Here is a 26,160-nt window from a genome sequence, read left to right on the forward strand (position 1 = left end):
TTAAATGGCCCCAAATACTGCCAAACCGTACTGAATGTTCACTATCAGCATTGAAAATCTATTCTATCAAGCTGCCTGATTAAAGAAAGCCACCAAGACACACTATTTACATTCTTAGTACATATTATTTGCTCTCTTACAGTGCCAAGAATAACGCAAAATGCGCAATAATGAACGAAAGATTAAGCGTTTGATTTAATTAATATTTTACAACTTACTTACATACTTGTTCCCATTAATCTGGGGAAAACTTTTGCACCATGAACGTCCAACACATCAGCCCACTCTCATCTCACTCTTCTGACGAATGAACCGCAAATTCAGGCGCAAGGCGGCTGACACCTAGACCACTTTGCTTGGTTAACTTAATCTGTACCGGAATACGCTCTTTTAGGGCATTGATATGACTGATAATACCAATGGTTTTGCCACTGGAATGCAAATTATCCAAAGCATCCAGAGCTGACTCTAACGTCTCGCTATCCAAAGTACCAAAACCCTCGTCCAAAAATAAAGAATCAATACTGGTTTTATGGGACACCAAATCAGACAAGGCCAACGCCAAGGCAAGACTTACCAAGAAAGATTCACCACCAGACAAGGTTTTCGTGTCACGTGCCGCATTGGCTTGCCACGTATCGACAACCAACAAAGACAATGCCTCCTCGTTGCGCATCAACTGATAACGACGATGTAAAATATCCAAATGCTGATTGGCCAAATACACCAGATGATCCAAGGTAAGACTTTGCGCAAAACGACGGAACTTTGCGCCATCTGCCGAACCAATCAAATGATTCAAACGCTCTAAATGCACAAAAGCCTCTCGACGAACCGCTAACGCTTCCTTAGATTTCGCCACCTGTTCCCTACGCTGAATTTCCTCTTGAATCTGCTGAGAAACCACACCCCATTGGCGATGCAATGCTTGGCGCTCCGCATCCAGCTCAGCATAATTCGCTTCTAAGGTCTCTAAAGAGAGCCCCTCAAACTCCGCACCAACCAATTCACTCAGCTCAGATTTGCTGTCGTTGTGCTTAAACAAGGACTCTTCAGACTGATGAAACAGTGTCTGCAATCGAGAAAACGCTTCCTGAAGCCCCTTGAGCGTGGTTTGACGCTGATCGATCTCGTCTTTTGACAAACTCGCCTGTAACCAAATCGCTTCGCTCTCAAAGCCTTTTTCAGAAAGCGACGTTTGCCAATGAGCCAGCGCCGCGTCATAGTCTTTTTCAAGCGTTAAACGGGACTTATTAAGTGTTTCTAACGTCGCTTTGCTAGACGCCAAAGCTTGCGCAGTGTGTTGTCGCTCCGCTTCGACCTTTTCAAGGGTTTGCTGAGCATGATCAACCAGTAACTGTGCGGCTTGGCGAAGCTCACCAATGCTCTTATCGCCTAGCAACTCATGCAACTGCTGGGCGATATCCGCCAAGCTAGCCTCAAGCTCAGCGACTTTCTTTTGAACATCGTCACGTAATTGCAAGCTCTCTTCTAAAGCACTTTCTAGGCTTTTTGCTTCATAGCTAAGCTGTTCGCGTTGCTGCAAAAGCGCCTCGTAACCCGCTTTACTGTCGCGCCATTGCTGCATCGCTTCTTGCAACTGCGCCAAGGCTTCAAGCAATGACAATTCAAAATAACGGTCTGGCACCCCCGCTTGCTGCATAGCATTGCGCAAATGCCCAACAATTTGTTCTTGCTCATCTTTCTTGCTAACGAGACTTTGTTGCTGTGAAGCTAAGGTTTGCCACAACAATTGACAGTGAGAATCCTCTTTCGCTACCTGCTGTAGTGTTACTTGATAGCGGGCATTCATGTTTTGTAACTCAGTCTCTAGGGCTAAACGAGACTGATGTAATGTTTCAATCTGAGATGCATTACCTTGCTGAACGTGCCAATCCTGGCCAACCAGCTGAACCAATGCCAAGATCGACTCTTTATCAGACAAGCTAACCACAATATCTTGGCTATTGGCATACTCAGTAAGCGACGCCAACCATGCTTGCAGATCCTTCTCTGTCGCCAGCAAACCATTGACTAAAGGCTCCCGTCGAGTTTGACCCGCTGTTAATTCTCGCTGCATGGCTTCCAAGTCTGCTGCCAGCTGCATTCCTTGGCCTTTAAGACTGTCCAGCTCCTTAGCTAAACGAGCAAATTCTTCTTGGCTGCCAGAATCCGCTTGATACAAAGCATGAGCAAGATTGTGCTCCGCTGAACCACACAAGGGACAAGCATCCTGCTCACCCAACTCATTGCGCAATTGTGTTAATGTCACAATATGACGCTCTGCCTCAGCAAGTCTCTCAACCGATTTTTGATGACGCAACTTGTCTTTGTAGGTTTGCCTTTGTTGTTCCAACTGGCTTTGCTGTTGCTCAATGCGGCTTGCCATCGCCTTCAAATTCGCGTCCAGCTCGGCCAATTGCGAGTGCTGATCTTGGTATTGGTGAAACTGCTTCCAAAGAGACTGCGCATTATACTGAGCACGTTCAGCCTGATGATAACTTTTCTGCCAATCCGCATAGTCACGGTGTGCTGACATCTGCATAAAAGCATCTGTAGCACTCTGCAGCATTTGCTGACGTTCGACTATGCTAGCTTGCTCCTGTTCTAACGTAGCCCGATTATTTTCATAAACAGAGCGAGCGTCCTCATAGCCTTGTGTCGTTTGCGCAATATTCGTCTCAAGCTCGCTGATGGCGTGAGCATTCGCCGTCATGCTTTGCGCTTGATGCTGCCAACTAGACAATTCACTTTCAATTTTTTCTGGTGACGGCCAACGATTCAAAATCGCTTTGCTATCGTCACACGCTTGATGAATTTCGGTCTGTTTGACCTTTATGCTGTTTAATTGCGCCTGCTGATTGTCGACCTTTTCGGACGCGTGTTTTAAGCGAGCAGACACATCCTGATGCTGTGCTTTCACACTTTCTTGACGAGATAAAACCGGCTGAATGTCATCATTGATCTTATTATTCAACGCTTGCCATTCGGCACGAGCATTGGCTAATGTTTCTTTTGCCTGTTCAACGGATTCATTCAAGATCTGGCTTTGCTTGAGTTGCGCTTCTTGCGTTTCAGTATATTGGCTAACATCCGCCTGATTCTGCTCCAAGCGAGCTTTTAAGCCTTGCTGCTTTTCATAATCCGCTTGCAGGACTTGCGCAGTCAATGCTTGCTCAAGTTGCTGCTGTTGAGGCGCGAAATCCGTCAGAGCCTGATTCGCTTCGTCAAGTTGCTGCTGATATTGAGCCACTTGTTGTTGCAACTTTTGCTCCGTTCGACGCCATTCAAGAATACTCTGATGAGCTTTGAGCGCTTGTGCATTGGTTTGCTCTTTAGACGCAAAACTCGACTCAGTCTGCTTTAATTCAACAAAAGCGTCGTCCGCCATTAATTGAGCTTGCTCACTAACACTTTCTAAGGCAGCAATAGCCTGTTTTTCCTGCTTGTGTTTATCAAACACCCACTTAGACACATCGCCATAAATTTCTGTGCCAGTTAACTCTTCTAATAACTCCGCTCTGTCATTGGGCGACGCGTTCAAAAAGGCCGAAAAACCGCCTTGGGCCAGCAACATAGACTTGGTAAAACGCGAAAAATCCAACCCGGTGATTTCGGCAATCTTATCGATTTTTTCGTTAATCTTAGTGGTAATAATGGTACCGTCGCGTTCGCACAGCTCACAGGTCATCGGCTGCAACTTGCCATCACTTTGACCACGGGCACGTCGTTGCCCCCAGAAAGCTCGATAGCCTTTTCCCTTGATTTCAAACTCCACTTCCGCCAAACACTCCGCCGTATGACGCGTCATCACATCATTCTGGCTTGGTGATACTTTTAAACGTGGTGTTTCATGATACAAAGCCAAACAGATGGCATCCAACAAGGTGGACTTACCCGCTCCCGTTGGCCCAACAATGGCGAATACGCCAGCGTCATCAAAGGGTGTCTTGGTAAAATCAATTTCCCATTCGCCTTTCAAGGAGTTCAGATTCTTTAAGCGCAGTTTGCAAATTTTCATAATGGCTTCTCCCCACCGTCTTGCTGGTGCTCTTCCAACTCCACCAAACACGCATTGAAAAGCTCGGTCAGGATTATAGACTCGTCTTCGTCCAGCTCTAAATTCGATTTAAGACTCTGTTCAAACACATCGCCCACGGTTAATTCTGACAAGGTTTTACGTGCCTCAAAGCCTTCGTTCTTTTTCTCTACCGTACTGCGGCGCATCACTCGAAGTAACTCTATGGGCTTGTCATCAATGGCCTCTAACACACGCTTATGCACATCGCTCAAATACTCATCAGCGATCACAGTGACTTCCAACCAAAGGGTTTTGTCTGCAGCCAATTCCAAAGCGGCGATCTGTTTGATCACCTCTTTTAAATTGCCTTTCAAACTCGCCATAGGCTGAAAATTTGGAATCGACACTAATTGCAAAGGGTCCGCTGGCTCGGCAAACAAATCGTCAACGAAAGCATCTTCTGCTAACAAATCGGTATCCACTATCACCACGGTTTTGTCACGACCCAGCTCATCAAAGCTTAACGGAATAGGTGAACCGCTGTAGCGGAATCGTCCATTTTTACTGATCGGTTGAGCACGATGAATGTGCCCAAGGGCGAGATAATCAAACGCAGGAAACACCGACGTCGGTAAAGCCTCCAAAGTACCTACATAAAGATCACGCACCGATTCACTCACCTGACCGCCTACCGCCGTCAGATGCCCAGTTCCAATAATTGGCACAGGTGTTTTTAAGCTTTTATTTTTCTCACAAGCGGCGTCATATACACGTTGGTAGAAATCCCCAATCATCTGCAACAAGCCAAGTTTCTTCTCCTGCTCAGATTGTCCTGCCACGCTGTGCATCACATCTTTTGGGCGTAAATACGGTACCGCACACACCCAAGCAGCCACATCGCCTTCTTTGTTTTTAAGCGCAATCACATGGGAATCGATCTCCTCAAGATTCGCCTGACTCGCTACTTGAGTATCCAGATACGCCAGCAAACTCTTAGATTCGTTTAGCATACTGACCGAATCGTGATTGCCCGCGACGATCACCAACTGACATTGACGCGCCTTCATGTCCAACACCAACTGATGATACATTTCCCGCGCATAACTTGGCGGTGACCCAGTATCAAACACATCGCCCGCGATAATCACCGCATCAATGGATTCTTTGTCCACCAGCGCCAACAGCCAATCGATAAAGGCTTTGTGCTCATCGCGTCGAGATTTCCCCATAAAATGCTGACCAAGGTGCCAATCTGAGGTGTGCAGAATTTTCATTTATAAATCCAAGCCATAAAAAAACATAAAAGTAAAAAACCAAAAAGGCCAAACTACCGAACAAAATACAACTGATTCGGATGAATCCGCAAAGAGCGTAACAAGATCGCCCACTCTTTTGCAGACACCTTTTGACCATGGTAAATAAGTCGTAACGAAGCACCGCCGGCATTCGCCAACGCGTCGTTAAGAAAAGAGATAAGCGCATCGTCCGCCAAACTCAGTGCCAGATCCTGATTCGCAAACAGACTAAAATGCCCAAGAAAGCTTGGCGTATAATCCAACAAGGCGTCACGCCAGTAAGGCTCAAACATCGCATTGTCAGGAGAAGCAATCACCACAACCGGTGCATCGGCAATGTCCATTTCAAACAACAAACGCCCCTTCCTACTCCCAGCCAATAACTGAACCGCCATCGGATCCTCCGCTGAAAGCGCCAAGGCTCGCCACCAATCCTCATCGGAAAGGTGGTCTTTCTGAAGCACAATTTTCAAAGGCGCTCCAACAGGGTTTAGCGCCATACACTCGTAAAAATGAGCTCGCTCACCCAGCGACGTTTTGGGCCGTTCTTTAGACAAGGCTTTACACAGAAAAGCCACCGAAACACGGTCACCGAAGGATTCATCACTCGGCCCTAATAAGACAAGCTCGATAGAATGATCATTAAGGGGAACATTGCTTAATACAGAAAAAACAGAAAACTCAGCCAGTACTTGCCGAGTCAGTGACATAGACGACGTCACCGTAGTTTGACAGGAAAGAATCGACTCGCAATGGCTCGCATCATAAAGACGACACGCACCACAAGCCCCAGCGCGACAACCGTAACGAACATTCGCCCCCTGATTCAGCAAAGACGTCAGCAAATTTTCGCCTAACACCGCCTCAAACTGCTCATCATCCAACTCTATCGTCAGCGCCTGTGAATCCATCATCCAACCTCATCTTTGATCTGGCTATTATGCCATAATCTCACCCACAGACCTTGCACCAATCCTAAAAAAGAAAAGGCAATGCTTGGTGAAAAGCATTGCCTTGGGTATCAGGATAAATTAGGAATTTTGCTATAACTCAGCAATACGTGACAAAGTTTCCGGATGACGTTGCACCAATTTTAAAAGTGCCATGATGGCCTCTCCTAACCTAACGCAAACTAAGTGACGCTGCTTTGCTGCGTCCTTGCTTGAGCGCATTGTGTTATGTTTGCGGAATTCTACATTCCCAACATAAAGGTTCGAAGTTGAAAATTTTTTCCATTTCTTCAGTGTTATATATGGATAACTCTGGATTATCTAAAGCATTCGAAACAATAGCTAAACGCCATAGCGGATCAACTGACATAGCGCGCTCATTTCTGGAAAGGAAAAAGCGTTGTTCATCAAGTGATGTACCTTTAACTTCGATTTTTAGAACTACCTTACCCATTTTGGCAAACAAGTCATAACCACAATTATCACTCTGACGATCTGAAACAGAGTAGCCCTGACACTCATAGTGGGTTACAACATAATCAATGGCCGCAAGCTCGACCTTTTTACGTTTCTGGAGATCGGGAAAGCTCGGGGAAGTTACCTCAATATCATAACTTTCCTCTGCCGAGAGAAACAGTATTCCGTCAACTTTTTCAGCGGGACGGTGCTGGCGATGTCTTTCGATGATTTTTGGATCTTGCGAATATTTATCAGCCTTATATTTACCTAGCAACTTCCAAGCATTCACAGCCTGTTTTAGATAAACAGGTACATATTCCTGTTGCTCCAAAAACAACCTAGCATTTTCTTTAATACGTACACCATTGCCCACAACAATAACTTCAGGCGCTTCGGGATTTAGCTCAGTTGTAATGGCTAAACCTTTCACAACATTGTTCTTGGTTCGAATATAAGAGTCTCCGCCAGCCAATCTTTCAGCCAGGTCAGGAGTAGTTAAAATGGTCATTTGATTTCCATATATATGAGCAAATATAACGCCCCAAGAAGGGCCAATAATACGTGGACTAAATTACGGAACGAAGTGACAGCACGTGTTATTGTCCCGCTTACTTGGTTTGTTATGTGCCTACGATGTTTAAAACGAGGTAAGCACTGGTAGAGAGAATTGCCACACCTAGGGTTACGTAGGATGAGTGAATAAGCCAGTAGCGTTTTGACTTAAAGCCTTCATTTGCATCCCAATTTCGCTCTGTTTCAGGCTTGCTTAACTCTTTAGCCAACGAGAAGAAACGCTTTGCATCCATACGAAGTTCATACAGGCATAAAACTACTGTTAAAACAAATGCTATCAACGCTATTGAAAGCAGCCACTTTTCAGAACAAGCTAAAGGATTTTTATCTGTTTTATTAGTAAGCGCTAAGAAGAATACGCCTGTTGCACCAGATGAAACCGATAAAATGTAAGCCCTAAGCCGATTTCCTGCGTCCTTGGCTAATTCATGATATTTAGATATCTCATCCATGATTCAAATTTCCATTGCCACGTAACGCTCACAGCAGAGGCGCGAGCTTGCGAACGTCCTAATTGACGCGATTGTTATGTGAATTTTGCTAGAATGGAAACTCATCACACACGACATCAAGGGATAACTCATAGTCAAAGTTGCCTTCTGACGTAACCAACCTCAATATTGCTCGACCGGAAACCCTATACTCGCTTTTTATTTCTTCCCCTTTATGCGCAAATGCTAGGTACTTATTGCCTGAAAACTTGAGTTGCGCCCATGAATTCTTATGGAGCTTTCGTAGCGGGGGAGTAATAAAATGGCGCTTTCCAAAATCTGGAATATCTGAATCTGTTGACGGGCATTCTTTTCCATCTTGATCTAGCGTCCACCCTTTTGTGGAATAAAAGTAAATAGCTTCAATTTCTGCCGATGTTTTGGCAGAATCATTGAGTAGGTCAATTTTGAATTCCACTTTACCTTTTGCAGAACTCTTAGTCTTTTCCAACTCGCCGTGAAGATTTTTTAAGTTAACCTTGATATGGCTAGCCTTTACGTTTTCAATTTGTTTCTTTGCCCACGAAAGCTCATCAGTTAGCATAGTTCTAAGATTCGAAATCGAATCCCCATAGACAATATGCCGGTGATGCCTTAAATCAAAAGGAATATCACTTGTGTCGCTAGTTAAGAGAAGGCATATTTTTTCTTTGGCGTGCGCATATCCAACCTCATAAAACACATTTGGATTTTGCCCTGACATATCTGCAACAATTATGTCAGCGGCGTCAATCTGTCTATAGATGCGTTCAAGGATTCCCTCTTGGAATATTTGTTCGTCAACTCGCTCTGCAACAATATCAAGTTGAGCGGCAGTTTCTTTGATGCCCATTTTATATATATCATCAAATGATTTATCAAATGGCATAAGGACAAATGCAAAAATATTATCAGTGCTCAAGCTGTCTCCCTTTTCACATAACAATTAAGGGTTATACAGCAGCGTAGCTGCAGGTATAACCTACTGTTGAACGGCTGCGTTTCTATATAGGGAATTTGCTTTTTTCATGGTAGGACTTCCCTGTTATATAACTCGCTAGAGACCAAAATCTGTTTGGACGATGCCGCTTCAGATGGTCTTTGATCGCCGCTGTATTGGTTCTTTACTAATCCTTTTGTAGCGCGATTTGACCCGCGAGGCAAGCGATTCCCTCAGTTCTTATGATCGGATCTTTTTTTATACTCTAAAATCCCAAGTAGTCACTTCGAAAATCATTTCAATATCGGCCTAAAGTCGCGACTTACAAAAGTCTCTATAAACGGGACTAACGCGTGTCAATCACCTTGGTTTGGTTTTGCGCTGACGCGTTGAGCCTGCGAAACAGGCGCAAGCAAAGCAATGCCAAGGTGAGATATAAGCTGAACCTACAAAAATTTTTAGGCCCTCAAAACCTCATCACACCAAAGAAAATCCCTTGACGCGCTAAAGCACGACCTACAACAGCCAATAACCTCATCACACCAAAACAAAACCTTTGACGCGCTAAAGCACGACCTACAACAGCCAATAACCTCATCACACCAAAGAAAATCCCTTGACGCGCTAAAGCACGACCTACAACAGCCAATAACCTCATCACACCAAAACAAATCCCTTGACGCGCTAAAGCACGACCTACAACAGCCAATAACCTCATCACACCAAACAAATCCTTTGACGCGCTAAAGCACGACCTACAACAACCAATATATACAGGCGCAAGAAAAGCGAATACCAAGGTGATATATGGGACAACGGCCTTGCAGCCACAAAGAAGTCCATTCGATGCAACGATGCTGATTAACGAGAATAAGAGTGACATTCACCTGAGGTAGGCGATAGTTTCGAAGGGAATGTCACTCGGTTCGAGTTATGTGTGCGACTGCAAAAAGTTAGGCCTTTGGAACAGATTCTAATAGAGCGACAAGTAGTCGCCAGAAGTCCCCTACTGAATCGATTTCCATGCGTTCGGTTGGCGAATGGGCGCCGCGGATGTTGGGGCCGAATGAGACCATTTCCATGCCAGGGTATTTTGCGCCGATGATGCCGCATTCTAGGCCAGCATGAATCACTTTTACATTGGCTTCGTGGCCCATGACCTCGGTGTGAACCGTTAGGAAGTGTTTGAGCAAACCGGCATTTGGATCTGGGCGCCAGCCTGGGTAGCCGTTTTCTAATTTGACGTCGGCTTGGATCAATGAGAAGGCAGATTTTGCCACGTAAGCAAGGTGCTCTACCGCGGAGTCTACTAACGATCGCACTAACAAACAGGCATCAAAGGCTTTCTTGCCGTCGGCCGTATTACGCAGGTTCATCACGCCAAAGTTACAGGAAGTTTCTGTCACACCTTCCAAGTCTGCACTCATGCGATGAACACCATGAGGTGCGCAGTACATAGCGTTTAACAAAGCGTCTTTGGCGTTGGCCTCCAGTTCTGTATCCAATTCAGCGGTGGCTAATGTCACCGTGAGATTCGTTTCCGTGGCGCTAAATTCCGCTTTAGTGGTTTTTTCAAACGCTTCGATAAAAGCAAACAGCTTGGTTTGGTCTTGATCATTTACGTTTATTGTCGCTACAGCGTCTCGTGAAATCGCATTACGAAGTGTGCCGCCAGTAAAGGCGCTTAAGCCGAAATCACAACGTTCTTTTAGTAGGTTTAACAATCGAATCATCAAGACATTGGCACTGGCGCGGCCTTTGTGAATATCCAAACCGGAATGTCCGCCACGCAAACCTGAAACGGTAATTTTAAAGGCTTTTTTGTTGCTATCAGCCGCTATTACGGAATAGTGTTTTGCGATGTTGATGTCCATGCCACCCGCACAGCCGATGTAAACATCCCCGCGATCTTCCGAATCTAAGTTCAATAGGATCTTGCCTTTAAGAATGCCTTCTTCCAGCTGCAATGCACCTCGAAGGCTGGTTTCTTCTTCAATGGTAAACAAGGCTTCAATTGGCCCATGGGCTAGATCAGTCGATTCCAACACAGCCATGGCCGCCGCCACGCCTATGCCATTGTCCGCACCCAGCGTGGTTCCAGTGGCGTGAACCCAGCCATCAATTACTTGAGTAATAATCGGGTCTTTGGTGAAGTCGTGGTCAATGTCGGCGTTTTTCTGTGCCACTATGTCTAAATGACCTTGCAAGACAACGGTTTCTCTGTCTTCCATGCCTTTGCTCGCGGCTTTGCGGATTAACAAGTTACCGACGGGATCCACATAGGTTTCATGGCCTAGCTCGGTCGCCCATTGAATGAGGTGTTCTCTTAGTGCCGCTTCATGATAGGACGGTCTTGGTGTGTTACATAATGTTTGGAAATGGCGCCAAATAGCAGCAGGTTGTAACGTTGTTAGTACTTCGTTCATTTTAGTCTCGTGTATTTTTTTAAGAACATGTTGCGAATGCTAGCCACACTAATGAAGTGCCGCCATTGAGGCAATCGAAATTAAGACTATGCTGATAGAGAAAACGTATGCGCTGTACAATGTGATCGTGAAGAAGAAACCAAATTCTAGGCTAGATGGACAAACATTAGACAAACAAAAAAGACGCCCTGATAAACCGTATCAAGGCGTCTTTTTTCAGCGCATTACTCGAGCTTGTTTGTCCGTCTTATTTCTTCTTTAAAGACGCAGCGGAAAAAGTCACAAACTCTTCTGCGCTGGTTGGGTGAACCCCTACCGTATCGTCGAAATCGGCTTTGGTTGCACCGGCTTTGATCGCAATGCCTAAGCCTTGAATAATCTCACCGGCGTAATCACCCACCATGTGTGCGCCAATCACTTTATCGTCAGCATTGTTCACCAATAGCTTCATCAAAGAGCGTGATGTACTGCCACTTAATGTGTGTTTCATTGGACGGAAATCCGTTTGATAAACACGGAAATCTAAACCACGTGTTTCTGCTTCCTGCTCGGTTAAACCGACAGTGCCGATGGCGGGCTGGCTAAAGACGGCCGTTGGAATATTGTCGTAATCAAAGCTCACTTCTTTGCCATCAAACCAGTAGGCAATAAGCGCCATGGCTTCTTTTATGGCCACGGGGGTGAGCTGGATACGATCGGTCACATCACCCAACGCAAAAACACTTTTCGCTGAAGTGGTAAAGTTCTTATCAATGATCACGGCGCCATTTTTGCCTGTTTTAACGCCCGCTTTATCAAGCGCTAACGAGGCAATATTGGGCACACGTCCGGTTGCGTAAAGGATCAAACCAAACTCTTCAGCATGACCACCTTTAAAGTGAACAGTACGAGCCCCTTTGGGATCGGCTGGGTCGGTAAGCTCAATACTCTCAACATCGGTATTCAAACGCACATCAATGCCAGATTTTTTGTATTCTTCACTGGCGAAAGATCGAACATCTTGGTCAAAACCGCGTAATAGCTGATCGCCACGATAAGCAAGGCTGGTTTCAACACCTAAGCCATTTAGAATGCCAGCAAATTCCACTGCGATATAACCGCCGCCAACCACCAAGGCTTTTTTAGGCAATTCTTCTAAGAAGAACATGTCGTTGGAACTCACAACCAAATCATTGCCTTTGAATTCTGGAATAAAAGGCTTAGCACCTACCGCAATTAAGATTCGTTCAGCGGTATAAGTCTTTCCATCCACCATCACGGTATGCGCATCCACGAAGCTCGCATAGCCAGCAATCACTTCAACACCCGCATTGCCGAGTAAGTTTCCGTAGATACCATTTAGACGCTGAATTTCTTTGGTTTTATTGTCACGTAACACCGACCAGTTAAATTCAACCCCTTGATGAGACCAACCAAAACCAGCGGCCTCGTCGAAACCATGACCAAATTCAGAGCCATAAACAAAGAGTTTTTTCGGCACACAACCAATGTTTACACAAGTTCCACCTAACGCACTGCCTTCGGCAACCGCCACTTTATACCCTTTAGATGCCGCAACACGGCTAGCACGAACGCCACCTGAACCGGCGCCAATCACAAATAAATCGTACTGATAAGACATTATTCGTCTCCAAAAAATGATTCCATGATATATGGTGCAGAGTGTAACAGGGCTAACGAAAGATGTTAAAAAGAATGACACTATTAGCGTCATAACGAAAAGGTACCGTCTTTAAAACGTTAAGCACTTTATGGACTGACAACATCTAGGTATCATTAAGAAAATTCGCTATGGAATCCTTTGCATGAAATTTGTCTCTTTTAATATCAATGGCTTGCGCGCTCGACCGCATCAAATAGAAGCTCTTGTGCAATCACACGCACCCGATGTCATCGGCCTACAAGAAATCAAAGTCCACGATGACGCTTTCCCTCACGAGATCCCTGCGTCCATTGGCTATCACGCTTATTATTTTGGACAGAAATCCCACTATGGCGTGGCTATTTTTAGTAAGCAAGAAGCCACCAAAGTGGAATACGGTTTTCCAGGTGATGAAGAAGATGCTCAACGTCGTATGATCATTGCCACGTTTGACACGCCACAAGGTCCCGTTAAAGTCCTAAATGGATACTTCCCTCAAGGGGAAAGTCGAGACCATGAAACTAAGTTTCCGGCAAAACGTAAATTTTATGCAGACCTTATGGAATACCTTGCTGCGCACTCTCCAGATGAAAAAATCATCGTCATGGGCGACATCAATATCTCCCCAACGGATTTAGACATTGGCATTGGTGACGTTAATGCAAAACGCTGGCTAAAAACCGGCAAATGCAGCTTCTTACCTGAAGAAAGAGAATGGTTTACGACATTGGCAAATTGGGGGTTAACAGACACTTATCGTCAACTTAATCCCACAAAAAATGATCGTTTTAGCTGGTTTGACTATCGCTCAAAAGGCTTTGAAGACACACCGAAGCGTGGTTTAAGAATCGACGTTATCATGGCGTCGAACGGTTTGCTTCCTTACTTAGAAGACTCCGATGTCGACTATGATCTACGCGCACTGGAAAAGCCCTCTGATCATGCCCCCATATGGACTCGCTTTAATTTAGACAAGTAAAAGCACTAAGACGGTCATTGTGCAAATATCGTACAAAGCCATATAATGACCGTCTTACTTGCCAATCACTGCCGCTCAACAGCACTAGTCCCCGTCTTATCCACAGACAATGTGGATGGTTTTATGAATACCGTAAAGCGCAAGGTGCCATTTGCCGTATAAAAACGAGAAAAGATCATGAAAAACGAAACTCCGACCATGGAAGATATGCTGCAACAGTCCACGCAAGCAGCCACTTTTTTAAAGGCGCTCAGTAATGAAAATCGACTGATGATTTTATGCCACATATTAGATCAAGAGTTGTCAGTGACCGCTCTCAATGAAAAGCTCCCTTTGAGTCAGTCTGCTCTTTCTCAGCATTTAGCGGTGCTCAGAAAAGATGGACTGGTGCATACTCGCCGCGAATCCCAAACCATCTTTTACAGCATTGGCGATCACCGTGTCAAAGAGCTCATCAAGACCCTGCATGGCTTATTTTGCGCCACAGCTTGAACCGAGCGAGCTGTTTATTGATAAAAATTTCTCAGTGAATCTGCCAATAACGCAGGCTGCTCCAAGGGCACCATATGACCACACGCCTCTACAACTTGAAGCGTTATTTGATCAGACGTTTTCATCACTTCAATCGTATCATTCGATAAGAGCACGTCATCACGGCCAACTATAAAACCAAGTGGAAACTTGGTTTTTTCCAGTTTAGGCAATAAGTTAGGGCGATCTAAACTGCTTTTTAATTGCTGAATAAAAACGGCCTGTCCCAGCGTTTTGTCCATGGCTAAAATACACTCCAGCAACGCCGTTTTCGCTTGGTTTGAAGGACTCAGCATCGCGATGGCCTTTTTCCGTGGTATGCCATTATAACCTTGCTTTGCAACCCAATTAAGGGCAACTTCCCGCTGCTGACGCTCTGAGTCGAGTAAACCGCTTGCCGTATTAGATAACACCATCAGTCGATTAATACGTTCTGGGTAGGTCAAGGCAAAGGCACAAGCCAAATAACCGCCCATTGAAAACCCCAGTAGATTGATTGGGTCTTCCGGTAATACACTCGCGAGCTCTGCAAGGATTAATTCAATAGAATGTTCCATCGGAATAGCAACATGGCGCAGACTCAAGGAAGTGCCCAGCGCCTGTTGAGTGGTTTCCCAAAGACGCTGATCACACATAGTACCGGGTAAACAATAAACGTCTGTTAGCACAATCACCTCATAAAAAATTAAAACTCAATGTCTTCTCGAAGCCGCAAAAAACTGGCAAACCTTGGAATGCCTCGTTCTGTAAAACCATGGTATTTATAGGTGACATACTCCCCTGGCTGGGGCGGATGACGTCTTTCATCATCGGAAAAACCACTGCCTATTTTAAAGCGAATACCAGACGGCATTTCAACCAATATTGATCCCATCATGCCATCGTATTTTCCAGCGCCATTTAAAATCGCAACCACTTTAGCCTCCGCATCCATATAAGGCTTTAGTTTTAACAGGTTATCCGTACGACCGTTTTCAAATGTGGCCAATTTACGATGCAACATCAAACCCTCTGCGCCGTTTTTCACATAGGTCTCTAATAACAGAGACAAGGCTTGGTTGTTCTCTACAGAAAATTGTTCGACTGGGCGTACATGAGAGACATTTAGACGATTAACAATAAGACTATACCGTTGATAACGTTTTTCAAACGGCATTTCTTTTGCCTCGTCTGGGGCATCAAACACCATGTAACGGATTTTGCGCCATTCATGGTCAACTGGCGCATTCTTTCGTACCGTAGACATAATAAAAGCAAAATCATTGTGTGTAGACCAAAGCTCGCCATCAAGCCAAACATCCGGTAAGGGATCAGTAAACCAAGTGGGCGCATAGATAGGGTTACCTTGGCGGGTAATGAGCTTATCCCCGGTCCAAATAGCACGAATGCCATCGTATTTTTCGCTGACTAAATAGTCATCAACGTGAACGTCATCAGAAAATCGGGACGCCAGTTGCACGTCTTGTTGAGAAAGCGCAAATGCAGAAAAAAATAACAGGCAAGCGGCTAGGCATTGTTTTAAAAACATAATCTCACTCCTTTGATAGTAAACACACTGTCCTTAGTGCTTTATCAACCTAAAGAATTATCGAGCAAAAAGCAAACGTTCCGGCACAAAAAAAGCCTCTATCTGGCGAAAAATAGAGGCTTTATTGAGCTTAACCTGATGGCGTTTGTTTCAACAACTACGCCATTTAAAGGGGTTACTTACTTAGCTGCACGATCAATTTGTTCATACGGCTAACGAAGGTTGCTGGGTCCTCTAGCTGACCACCTTCAGACAAGGTCGCTTGTTCGAACAACAACCATGCCATATCAGCAAAGCGTTCTTCGTCCGTTTCCGCATCCATCTTAGCCACGATCGGATGATCTGGATTCACTTCCAATGTGGGTTTAGATTCTGGCAACTTCTGACCCGCTTGCTCAAGCAAACGACGCATCTGTAGACCCATGTCATATTCACCCACCACTAGACACGCAGGAGAGTTTGTCAAACGGTCTGTGCTGTTCACAGCAGTAACCTTAGACTCAAGCACGGCTTTCATTCGATCAAGAAGCGGCTTGATTTGCTCAGCCTTCTCTTCTTTCTCTTTCTTCTCTTCTTCGTTTTCTTGGTCAGCTAAGTCTAACTTACCTTTGGTCACATCTTGGAAAGATTTGCCTTCAAACTCTTGTAGAGAAGACATCATCCATTCATCGATACGATCGCTCAGCAGTAAAACTTCGAAACCTTTCTTACGCAAGATTTCTAAATGTGGACTGTTTTTCGCCGTATTATGGCTCTCAGCGTAGATGTAATAGATCTTATCTTGGCCTTCTTTCATGCGCTCGATGTAGTCCGCCAAAGACACGGTTTGTGCTGCTGCATCAGTGTGAGTAGAACTAAAACGCAACAAGCCTGCGATTTTGTCTTTGTTGCCCATGTCATCAGCAGGACCTTCTTTGATGACGTTACCAAACTCATTCCAGAATTTTTGGTAATCTTCAGGCTCGTTTTTCGCCATTTTGCTCAGCATATCCAATACACGCTTAGTCAATGCGGAGCGCATAGAATCAACAGCATGGTCGTTTTGCAAAATTTCACGAGAGACGTTCAGAGACAAATCATTTGAATCTACCACGCCTTTTACGAAACGCATGTATGGCGGCAAGAAGGCTTCTGCTTCATCCATAATGAACACACGCTGAACGTACAATTTCAGACCGCGTTGCATATCACGATTCCAAAGGTCATAAGGTGCTTTAGAAGGAATATACAACAAACTAGTGTATTCCAGTTTCCCTTCCACCTTGTTGTGAGACCATTTCAAAGGTTCTTGGTAGTCGTGTGAAATGTGCTTATAAAACTCTTGGTATTCTTCGTCTGTCACATCATTACGAGAACGTGTCCATAGCGCTTTAGCCGAGTTAACCGCTTCATATTCAGGCGCCTTGTTCTCATCAACTGGCTTAGGATTGCCCTCTTCGTCCATTTCTGGATAAACCGGTTTCTCCATTTCCACAGGAATGGAAATATGATCAGAATATTTTGTCACTAGATGACGAAGACGGAAATTATCCGCAAACTCTTTCTCATCTGCTTTTAAATGCAAGGTTATACGGGTACCACGTGTGGCTTTTTCAATGTTTTCAATGGTGAACTCACCAGAACCATCAGACACCCAGCGTACCGCTTGGTCGGCAGAAACGCCTGCACGACGGGTTTCCACAGTGACTTTATCCGCCACAATGAAGGCAGAATAAAAACCCACACCAAATTGACCAATTAGCTGACTGTCTTTTTTCTGATCGCCGCTCAATTGCTCTAGAAATGCAGATGTACCAGACTTAGCAATGGTACCTAGGTTGGTAATCGCTTCTTCACGGGACATGCCCACACCGTTATCGTCGATCACAACGGTATTTGTGTCTTTGTCAAATTCAATACGAACGCGTAGGCTTGGATCTTCGGCGAGAAGGTCTGCGTTAGCGACAGACTCAAAACGAAGCTTATCTACCGCATCGGATGCGTTCGAAATCAGCTCTCGTAGAAAGATCTCTTTGTTGGAGTACAAAGAGTGGATCATCAAATGAAGTAGTTGTTTAACTTCCGTTTGAAACCCTAACGTTTCTTTTTGAGTATCAGTTGCCATGTTGTAGCTTGCTCCTATTTGAATGAACCTTCGGACAAAAACCAAAGGCGTATTTCGTTTCACTTGTGACACATAGATAAAGCCTCTTGATGCAATTTCAAGAGGCTAATGCGATAAAAAGAGGCAAAAAGTCACAATAAACTTATAAGTAGAAAGGATTTAGAGGTGTTCAGATAGGAACAAAGCAAGATGCCTGATGATTTATCCATCAAGAATCAGGCATTTTTTCGAACTAAGGTCAGCCCATCACCAATCGGAATTAACGACAACTCAACCTCAGTGTCTTCGTGGATCGTTTTGTTTAATTCACGCACTATTTGGGTGTCTTTATCGGTAAAGGCCTCATCTGCGACATTCCCCCACCACAAAGTATTATCAATCACTAAGCAGCCACCAGGTCGCAATAGCGGCTTGGCCAACTGATAATAAGCCAAGAGATTTTGCTTATCGGCATCGATAAAAATGAAGTCGAAACTTTCCCGCTCAGCGACTAAGAAAGACTGCATGACAGGCAAAGCTTTATCGCAATAAGTGGTAACACGATCCATCACCCCTGCTTGCTCTAAATAACGCGTCGCAATATCTAGCCACATTTGTTTTTTTTCAATGGCAATTAGCCTTGCGTCTTTTGGCATGGCCATCGCCATCGATAAAGTACTGTACCCCGTAAACACCCCTATTTCGAGTAGCTTTTTAGGGGCTTGTAGTTTGACTAATAACGCCAGCAATTGCCCCACTTCAGGCGAAAGCTGCATACGCGCCATATGATACTGAGCTGTCTCACGGCGTAATTCTTTTAAAAGATCACCTTCACGAACAGAGACGTCGACTAGGTATTGATAAAGCCTGTCATCCACATTAACCGTTCGATTTACAGGCGTATCGTCTTCAGATAAAGGTTTGGGGAAATTAGGAAGCATGAGATTTCATCACGAGTCCACGGCTCAATGTTTTGAATGTTTTAGAACGGAATTCACGGCGATACAATACCGCTACCACCATGACACTGGCCGCCATACAAAAATAGGGACCCAGGAACCAACCACAAAACGCCATTGCAAAATAAAAAGCCCGCAGTCCATAGTTAAATTGATTTGCCGCTAAACTACAAATTTGCGCCATATGCATGGCATACAATTCACGCTCGCTGTCTTCAATACCACGCTCTGTTGCAAGTGGCGCACTGCCAACTAAAACAGAACAAAAGTTGTACTGTCTAACCGACCAAGTAAAGGTGAAAAACGCATAAGAAAAAATCGCCACTAACACGATTATTTTCAATTCCCACTCTTGCTGACTCATGGGTGAGACAAGGTAAAAATCGGATAAAATGCCAATGGCTTTTTCGGAATAATTAAAGGCAGTGAACAAACCTGCGATAATCAGCAAGCTACTCGATGCAAAAAACAAACTGCTGCGCTCCAAATTCGCCATTACCGAGGCATCAGCAATTCGATTGTCTCGTCTAAGTAAACGAGACATCCAAGCTAAGCGAAATTGATGCAACACACTCACCAAACAAGAGCGGCGCTTAGAATTGTATTGTGCATAAAAAGCGTATCCCCACCAGCAAGCAAAAAAGACAAAAAGTGTAACAAGATCAAGAGGATTTAATAACATTAACACCGAATGACTTTCCATATTTTCACTCTGCTGAAATAACAATTTAGGGTGCCGTTATTAGACCATTTTTGATTTTATAAGTCCTGTGTCATCTTATAAAATTCTCTACCCTATTCTAAAAAAATAAAAATAAATACTTCTCCAAAAAACGCTTGCATCGGCAAAAAATATCGGTAAGATCTCGCACATCAACACGACATGCGGATGTGGTGGAATTGGTAGACACGCTGGATTTAGGTTCCAGTGCTTCACGGCGTGAGAGTTCGAGTCTCTCCATCCGCACCATCTTATTTATGCCCTTCAATACAATCCATAAAGCAACTTTTCTTTTCTACTGCCACTCTATCTAATACACATTTTGCTTGCATGTAAAAATTAAAAAAACCGAACCCATCACTGAATTCGGCTTTATGCAATTACTTGCACTAGATTACTTTATTTCAGCTTCCACGATACTTGCTTACCAGCGAAGAAAGGCACAATGGGCTCACCATTTGGCAAGGTTATGCTGGTTGGCACTTCCCATGACTCACGCACCAAGGTCACGGTTTCTGTATTGCGAGGCAAGCCATAGAAATCAGCGCCATACAAACTAGCAAAACCCTCTAGCTTATCGAGTGCACCTAACTCATCAAATATTTGAGTGTAAAGCTCAAGTGCAGACCACGCACTGTAGCACCCAGCACAACCGCAATCAGATTCTTTGCGGTGTTTTGCATGTGGCGCAGAATCCGTGCCCAAGAAAAACTTCGACGATCCTGATTGCACCACGGCACGCAATGCTTGTTGATGGGTGCTGCGTTTAAGAACTGGCAAACAATAGTTGTGTGGGCGAATACCGCCATCCAACATATCATTTCGGTTCAACAATAAATGCTGAGGCGTAATCGTTGCGGCAACGCCCTCTCGAGCCGCCAACACAAAGTCAGCGGCATCTTTGGTTGTGATGTGCTCAAACACAACCTTGAGATGAGGCACGCGCTCGACAATCTTCACCATGTGTTGATCAATAAACTCTTTTTCACGGTCGAAGATATCAATGTGCTTCTGAGTTACCTCACCATGAATGAGCAGTAACATGTCATTATCCGCTAACGCCTCAAACACAGGATACAAAGACTCTAAAGAATTAACACCAGAATCAGAATTGGTTGTGGCCCCAGCAGGGTACATTTTTGCCGCCAAGACACCGGCATTTTTTGCTTCTTTGATGTCTTGCACACTGGTTTTATCTGTTAGATAAAGGGTCATGACAGGCATAAAAGTACTGCCTGCTGGACGAGCCGCCAAAATGCGTTCTTTGTAACTTAACGCCAATGCAGCCGTTGTCACTGGCGGCACTAAATTGGGCATTACCACAGCTCGCTCAAAACAACGCGCCGTCGCAGGAACGGTTTCAAGCAACATATCATGGTCGCGAAAGTGTAAGTGCCAATCATCTGGCTTGATAATAGTAATTTCGTTCATTAGTTACCTACTGTGTGTTATTAGATGAAAAGTCGTATAACGAATTATCAATCAGTCCATTGGTATAAATCTGCACATACGCTTTTAATCGCTTCTCTAGCTTATCGAGATTCGCTGACTCCTGCTTGTCAGCCGGCTGAACAAATGTCACGGGGAGATCCCCAGTTTCAATCATTTCACTTTCCCTCATGGACAACTTTACATATTTCCCCTGAGACAAAAGCCAGTATGAATCGTCTTCTTTGATAATAGCATCCGACCGGACATCATTTTTCAGCAATGAACGCCCAAATGGCAAAATTTTGTCATTTTCTGGCAAATTTAGGTAGTCAATAATAGTCGCCGGAATGTCTGTTTGTTGAGCAATGTCTGTCACTATGCCTGAATCTATTTCTTGGTTCGGCTGATACAAAATAATTGGAATTTGATGACGCCCTAAGGAGGTTGCAAAACGAGAATCAAAATTATCCGATGTATGATCAGCTGTGATAACGAAAAGTGTATCTTTATACCATTCTTGTTTTGACGCCTCTTCAAAGAAACGCTTCAAAGCAATATCTGAGTACTGAATCACACTGTGCATTGGTATAGCACCCTCTTTAATTCTATCCTTATACTGCTCAGGTAAGGTATATGGCGGATGAGAGCTGATAGTAAAAATACCCGCCATAAATGGCTTAGGCATTTTATCTATTTCATTGATTGTGAACTGAAGAAAAGGCTCGTCAAAAATACCCCATTGACCATCAAAATCGGAAGAATCTGGATACTCATTTAGTCCAAAATATCGATCAAAACCAAATCGGTACGTTGTCTCATCAAAATACATACTGCCATTTTTAGCACCATGAAAAAATGCAGTGCTGTACCCGTAAGGTTTTACAATCTGCCCCAAACCATGAACCGTGTTTGACTGATAAGGAGAGCGCATAAAGGCTTCGGACATCAATGAAGGGATACCCACCAAAATAGAAGGAACCGCCTCAATAGAACGACGTCCATTGGCAATTCCATTTGGAAAAAATCGGCTTTTTTTAGAGAGTTCCTCTAAAAATGGAACATAGGAATGCATACCGTAAGGTGGACCAAAATATTCTAAACCAAAGCTTTCTAGTATCAAAATCACCACATTGTGATTGTTGATTGCGGCCACGTCTTCTCTTTGCATTTCGGGGCGCAATGATGCTTTTATATCATCATATGACGAAAAATATGCCGCCCTATCGAGATGATCGGCATCTTCCTTCAACAAAGCAAAAGGTGTGTTTAATACCACTGCCCCCAGACTACTAGAAGGGTAACTGTACGCGTTAAGCGCTCGAATCGGCTTAGATTGAAAGCCTCCCCTAATCGCAACGACAAATACAATAAACAGTGTAAAACACAATAAAAGTGCGAAAAACTTATTTGAAAACACAAGAGGACAACGGCTTTTTATTTGTAAGAAAAACCAGTAATACGCTATAAGAATCAACGCACTAGCAACGGCATATCCCCAATAAACAACAATCAGTTCAGGCAACTGTGATACAACATCATTGGCCATGGAAAAAACTTCCATGCCGCTTCGACGACCAGTATATGGAAAATAAATCGTATCAACGAAATTAATGACAACAGCCAAGGCATTGACGACAAAAAGGTAGCAAAAAACCAACACCATGTTTGCTTTAAACAATACTCGAAACCAAATTGACACAAACAAAAACAGCAGTAGAGGTGCATTCAGGAGCGCTATTGCCGACAAATCAAAACGCACACCATGCCACATAGCGAGGAGCATGTTTATCAATGGCTCAGATGAAAAGTGCCCAAAATTTGCGACAAAAAAATATAGTCGGGTAAAAGAGTACCCTAACAATATAAAAAAAAGCCCAATACCCAAAAAGACAAACGGCGTTATATTTTTTTTCTGCCCATTAAGTAAAGCATTTTTTATCATTGCCTACCTTCTTCACCTGAATAAAAAATCGAGTGCTATATGATACAAAAAAAACCGCTATAAAGCGGCTTTTTTTGTCATTTTTTTACACAATTAACTATTCTTTCTTGGTGCTCTTGGGCGACGCTCGCTGCTACGATTTGCATCGCGGTCACGGCCGCCACCAGCGCCAGCACTTGCACGACGACGCTCGCCACCATTAGATGGACGACGCTCACCGCCACCAGCTGGACGCTTACGAGTAGAAGGTGCCGCTGCACGCTTATTCAACTCATCAGCATTGTCTAGCTTAGCAATGTCCGTACGTTGACCACAAATACGTGTTTTACCCAACTTACCTAGCGCCTCAGCACTTAAGTTTGAAGGCAAATCCACGGTTGCGAAGTCTTCATAGATTTCAATGTGACCAATGAAGCGACTTTCGATGTCCGCTTCGTTAGCAATTGCACCAACGATATTACCTGGCTTAACACCGTCACTGTAGCCGACTTGAACTACGTAGCGCGTCATTGATGTATCAGGATCATCTTTCAGCGGCATCGCATCTGCCGTAACAGGGCGAACTTTACGCTCACGCGGGGCACGATCACCTCTGTCACCACGATCGCCTCTGTCACCACGATCTGGACGAGAACCATCGCGATCTTCACGACGCTCTCTGCGCTCTTGACGAACTTCCATTTCAGACAATAGCAATGGCGTTTTACCTTGAGCCATATGTGCTAAAGCCGCCGCCATTTTCAAAGGATCCACTTCATTTTCTTTTTGGTAGCTCTCTACAAGCTCCAAGAAGAAATCAAGGTTTTCATTGTCCATAGCATCCGTGATGCGCTGCTTAAAACGATTAACGCGATGCGCGTTAATATCTGAAGCCGTTGGCAATGTCATGCTTTCGATTGGCTGACGTGTCGCACGTTCAATGGCTTGCAACATACGACGTTCACGATGAGCAACGAACAAAATCGCCGTTCCCAAACGACCAGCACGACCTGTACGTCCGATACGGTGAACATAAGATTCAGTATCGTATGGAATATCGTAGTTGACCACGTGACTAACGCGCTCTACATCTAGACCACGAGCAACAACATCAGTGGCAACAAGAATGTCAATTTGACCATTTTTAATGCGATCAACCGTACGCTCACGCAAGTTTTGACTAATATCACCATTCAACGCTTCACAAGCGTGACCGCGGGCAGTCAGTTTCTCAGCAAGCTCAATAGTCGCAGCTTTTGTACGAACGAAGATAATCATACCGTCATGTTCGTTCATCTCAAGAATACGAGTCAAAGCGTCTAATTTATGCAGACCACTTACTGACCAATATTTTTGAGTAATCGTCATTGCCGTAGACGTCTTTGTGACAATTTTCACTTCTTTTGGATTATTTAAGTGACGGTTAGCCACTTGTCTAATCACAGCAGGCATTGTTGCAGAGAACAAAGCAATTTGACGTGTAGGTGGTGTTTGCTCAAGGATCCATTCGACATCATCGATGAATCCCATGCGCAACATTTCATCCGCTTCATCAAGAACTAAGGCTTTAATGCCATCTAGTTTTAATGTTTTACGACGAATGTGATCCATTACACGACCAGGTGTTCCAACAACAACTTGAACACCACGTTTTAGTTGGCGAAGTTGAGTGTCATAAGACATGCCGCCATAAATAGGCAAAACATGAAAATCCGGAAGGTTGCGGGCATAGCTTTGAAATGCTTCAGAAACCTGAATAGCAAGTTCACGAGTTGGAGCCAGTACAAGTAATTGTGTCGTTTTATCTGTAACGTCAATGCGAGACAGTAATGGGAGCGCGAACGCTGCTGTCTTACCAGTACCCGTCTGCGCTTGCCCCAAAAGGTCTCGACCTTCTAATAGATATGGAATACTTTGCGCTTGGATAGCAGATGGTTGCTCGTAACCTAGGTCAGCAACCGCTTTAAGAACAGGGGCGATTAGGCCCAACGAATCAAATGTAGGCTGAGTATCAGCGTCAGACATGTAAATAAGTACCTTTTATTGGTGAGTATAAGGCCTGTAAGTATTTACATGCCTTAATAGATTTCTTCGGACGAAAATCCGATGGCGAAGTATACGTGGAAAAAGAAAAAAAAGCCAGTAAGGCTCAAAATAAGATCTTACTGGCTAAAATAACCATAACAGGCTCAATTAACGCTTAGAATTGGTCGAATCTGAGTCAATCATAATCGCCAGCCAATGCATTTTTGGGTGCGCCTCAAAAGCCAACTTCATGATAATAGTTAAAGGAATAGAGAGTAACATTCCAACAGGACCAAAAACCCAGCCCCACAAGAGTAAAGATAGAAAGACCACAAGCGTTGACAGCCCCAACCCCTTCCCCATATAACGTGGTTCAATCACATTGCCAATGACCAAATTAACCGCTAAAAAACCCGCTGCAGTTAGCCCAGCAGACAAGCTACCCAGTTGTACAAATGCCAACAACACGGCTGGCACAGCAGCAATGATGGAACCAATATTTGGAACAAAATTCAAAAGAAATGCGCACACACCCCATAAGATCGGAAAATCAACACCCAGCAACCAAAGCCACAGAGTAATAAGCACCCCAGTCAAAACACTTACTAACGTTTTGATAACAAGATAACGATTAACCGACTGAATAAAAGATTCAAATTTTTGCAGTGATTGCGACGCATCATTTAAGGCAATGGACAACTTTTTTGGCAATTCAACCGCCTCAAACAAAATAAAGATGACGATCATGACAACCAAAATAAGATTCGTTAGAGCACTGCCTAAGCCACGTAAAGCGTTGGCAACCATCTGCATCAAGGCGGATGGATCAATATACCCTTTCACCTGATCGTACGATATTTGCAAACCCAATCCATTAATAAGCTGGATCAAACGAGACGTTTCTTCAGCAAAGCGTGTCTTGTAACTGGGGAGCTGACTGGAAAAATTATCTAAGGAAGCGCCAACCAAAACCGCTAAAGACCCAATCCCAACCAATATCAGCATCACCACCAATATAATGGCCAACCAAGTTGGCACCCTACGCTGGCGTAAGCTTGACATCATAGGGGCGCAAATAATGGCGATGAACACAGATAGCATAAAAGGTATGACTATTTGTGAGGCCGCTTTTAATCCTGCAATGATGATGATAAAAGCAGCAAAACCGACTAACCAATTCGTACTATTATGTTGTTCGCTCATTTT

Annotated in this window: 20 protein-coding genes and 1 tRNA gene; 3 read left to right on the forward strand and 18 right to left on the reverse strand. The window is 44.3% G+C overall.

Annotated elements, in window-relative coordinates; all coding sequences use genetic code 11:
• Positions 1–292: 292 nt before the first annotated feature.
• The 9 genes from DKT73_RS12720 to gorA all read right to left on the reverse strand — a co-directional run bounded on the left by DKT73_RS12720 (position 293) and on the right by gorA (position 12,755).
• On the reverse strand, positions 293–4,021 hold the full coding sequence (locus DKT73_RS12720; RefSeq protein WP_111638936.1) for an AAA family ATPase: 3,729 nt from the start codon (positions 4,019–4,021) through the stop codon (positions 293–295).
• Positions 4,018–5,295 (reverse strand): exonuclease subunit SbcD, encoded by a 1,278-nt coding sequence (sbcD, locus tag DKT73_RS12725; protein WP_111638937.1) that lies wholly within the window; start codon positions 5,293–5,295, stop codon positions 4,018–4,020. Before sbcD ends, DKT73_RS12720 begins: the two co-directional genes overlap by 4 nt.
• A 53-nt stretch (positions 5,296–5,348) precedes the next feature.
• A complete protein-coding gene (locus DKT73_RS12730; RefSeq protein ID WP_111638938.1) occupies positions 5,349–6,230 on the reverse strand; it encodes a 2Fe-2S iron-sulfur cluster-binding protein in 882 nt (293 codons plus the stop codon).
• A gap of 262 nt (positions 6,231–6,492) precedes the next feature.
• Positions 6,493–7,233 (reverse strand): protein NO VEIN domain-containing protein, encoded by a 741-nt coding sequence (locus DKT73_RS12735; RefSeq protein WP_111638939.1) that lies wholly within the window; start codon positions 7,231–7,233, stop codon positions 6,493–6,495.
• Between the two features lie 112 nt (positions 7,234–7,345).
• Complete coding sequence (locus DKT73_RS12740; RefSeq protein ID WP_111638940.1) at positions 7,346–7,750, reverse strand: hypothetical protein; 405 nt, start codon at positions 7,748–7,750, stop codon at positions 7,346–7,348.
• Between the two features lie 88 nt (positions 7,751–7,838).
• A complete protein-coding gene (locus tag DKT73_RS20205; protein WP_198666620.1) occupies positions 7,839–8,690 on the reverse strand; it encodes a nucleoside 2-deoxyribosyltransferase in 852 nt (283 codons plus the stop codon).
• Positions 8,691–9,174: 484 nt separating this feature from the next.
• Complete coding sequence (locus tag DKT73_RS12750) at positions 9,175–9,429, reverse strand: hypothetical protein (protein WP_157959185.1); 255 nt, start codon at positions 9,427–9,429, stop codon at positions 9,175–9,177.
• A 232-nt stretch (positions 9,430–9,661) separates the two neighbouring features.
• Entirely contained in the window at positions 9,662–11,134 is a 1,473-nt protein-coding gene (locus DKT73_RS12755; protein WP_111638942.1) for an aminoacyl-histidine dipeptidase, read from the reverse strand.
• Between the two features lie 247 nt (positions 11,135–11,381).
• On the reverse strand, positions 11,382–12,755 hold the full coding sequence (gene gorA, locus DKT73_RS12760; protein WP_111638943.1) for a glutathione-disulfide reductase: 1,374 nt from the start codon (positions 12,753–12,755) through the stop codon (positions 11,382–11,384).
• 184 nt (positions 12,756–12,939) lie between these two features.
• On the opposite strand from gorA, the gene xthA reads away from it, so the two are divergent.
• Together xthA and DKT73_RS12770 are read left to right on the forward strand one after the other, a co-directional pair.
• On the forward strand, positions 12,940–13,755 hold the full coding sequence (xthA, locus tag DKT73_RS12765) for an exodeoxyribonuclease III (protein ID WP_111638944.1): 816 nt from the start codon (positions 12,940–12,942) through the stop codon (positions 13,753–13,755).
• Positions 13,756–13,932: 177 nt separating this feature from the next.
• Positions 13,933–14,247 (forward strand): ArsR/SmtB family transcription factor, encoded by a 315-nt coding sequence (locus DKT73_RS12770; protein WP_232827866.1) that lies wholly within the window; start codon positions 13,933–13,935, stop codon positions 14,245–14,247.
• A gap of 14 nt (positions 14,248–14,261) precedes the next feature.
• Here the strand turns inward: DKT73_RS12770 and DKT73_RS12775 are convergent, their stop codons facing one another.
• The 5 genes from DKT73_RS12775 to DKT73_RS12795 all read right to left on the reverse strand — a co-directional run bounded on the left by DKT73_RS12775 (position 14,262) and on the right by DKT73_RS12795 (position 19,559).
• Positions 14,262–14,954, reverse strand: coding sequence for an alpha/beta fold hydrolase (locus DKT73_RS12775; protein ID WP_232827867.1), 693 nt, complete (start codon positions 14,952–14,954; stop codon positions 14,262–14,264).
• Positions 14,955–14,971: 17 nt separating this feature from the next.
• Entirely contained in the window at positions 14,972–15,814 is an 843-nt protein-coding gene (locus DKT73_RS12780; RefSeq protein ID WP_111638945.1) for a DNA ligase, read from the reverse strand.
• Between the two features lie 175 nt (positions 15,815–15,989).
• A complete protein-coding gene (gene htpG, locus DKT73_RS12785; RefSeq protein WP_111638946.1) occupies positions 15,990–17,918 on the reverse strand; it encodes a molecular chaperone HtpG in 1,929 nt (642 codons plus the stop codon).
• A 215-nt stretch (positions 17,919–18,133) separates the two neighbouring features.
• Entirely contained in the window at positions 18,134–18,838 is a 705-nt protein-coding gene (locus DKT73_RS12790; protein WP_111638947.1) for an O-methyltransferase, read from the reverse strand.
• The gene (locus tag DKT73_RS12795) at positions 18,828–19,559 is read right to left on the reverse strand and encodes a DUF599 domain-containing protein (protein WP_111605999.1); all 732 of its coding nucleotides are present in this window, start codon (positions 19,557–19,559) and stop codon (positions 18,828–18,830) included. Before DKT73_RS12795 ends, DKT73_RS12790 begins: the two co-directional genes overlap by 11 nt.
• A gap of 182 nt (positions 19,560–19,741) precedes the next feature.
• Here DKT73_RS12795 and DKT73_RS12800 point away from each other — a divergent pair.
• Positions 19,742–19,826: transfer RNA gene (locus tag DKT73_RS12800), tRNA-Leu, on the forward strand.
• Positions 19,827–19,976: 150 nt separating this feature from the next.
• Here the strand turns inward: DKT73_RS12800 and pyrC are convergent.
• From pyrC to DKT73_RS12820, 4 genes are all read right to left on the reverse strand, one after another.
• Entirely contained in the window at positions 19,977–21,008 is a 1,032-nt protein-coding gene (gene pyrC, locus DKT73_RS12805) for a dihydroorotase (RefSeq protein WP_111638948.1), read from the reverse strand.
• 7 nt (positions 21,009–21,015) lie between these two features.
• A complete protein-coding gene (locus DKT73_RS12810; protein ID WP_157959186.1) occupies positions 21,016–22,791 on the reverse strand; it encodes an LTA synthase family protein in 1,776 nt (591 codons plus the stop codon).
• A gap of 252 nt (positions 22,792–23,043) precedes the next feature.
• Complete coding sequence (locus DKT73_RS12815) at positions 23,044–24,954, reverse strand: DEAD/DEAH box helicase (RefSeq protein ID WP_111638950.1); 1,911 nt, start codon at positions 24,952–24,954, stop codon at positions 23,044–23,046.
• A 168-nt stretch (positions 24,955–25,122) separates the two neighbouring features.
• A complete protein-coding gene (locus DKT73_RS12820) occupies positions 25,123–26,157 on the reverse strand; it encodes an AI-2E family transporter (protein WP_111638951.1) in 1,035 nt (344 codons plus the stop codon).
• Positions 26,158–26,160: the final 3 nt, after the last annotated feature.

Source organism: Marinomonas shanghaiensis (assembly GCF_003259175.1).
Classification (GTDB): domain Bacteria; phylum Pseudomonadota; class Gammaproteobacteria; order Pseudomonadales; family Marinomonadaceae; genus Marinomonas; species Marinomonas shanghaiensis.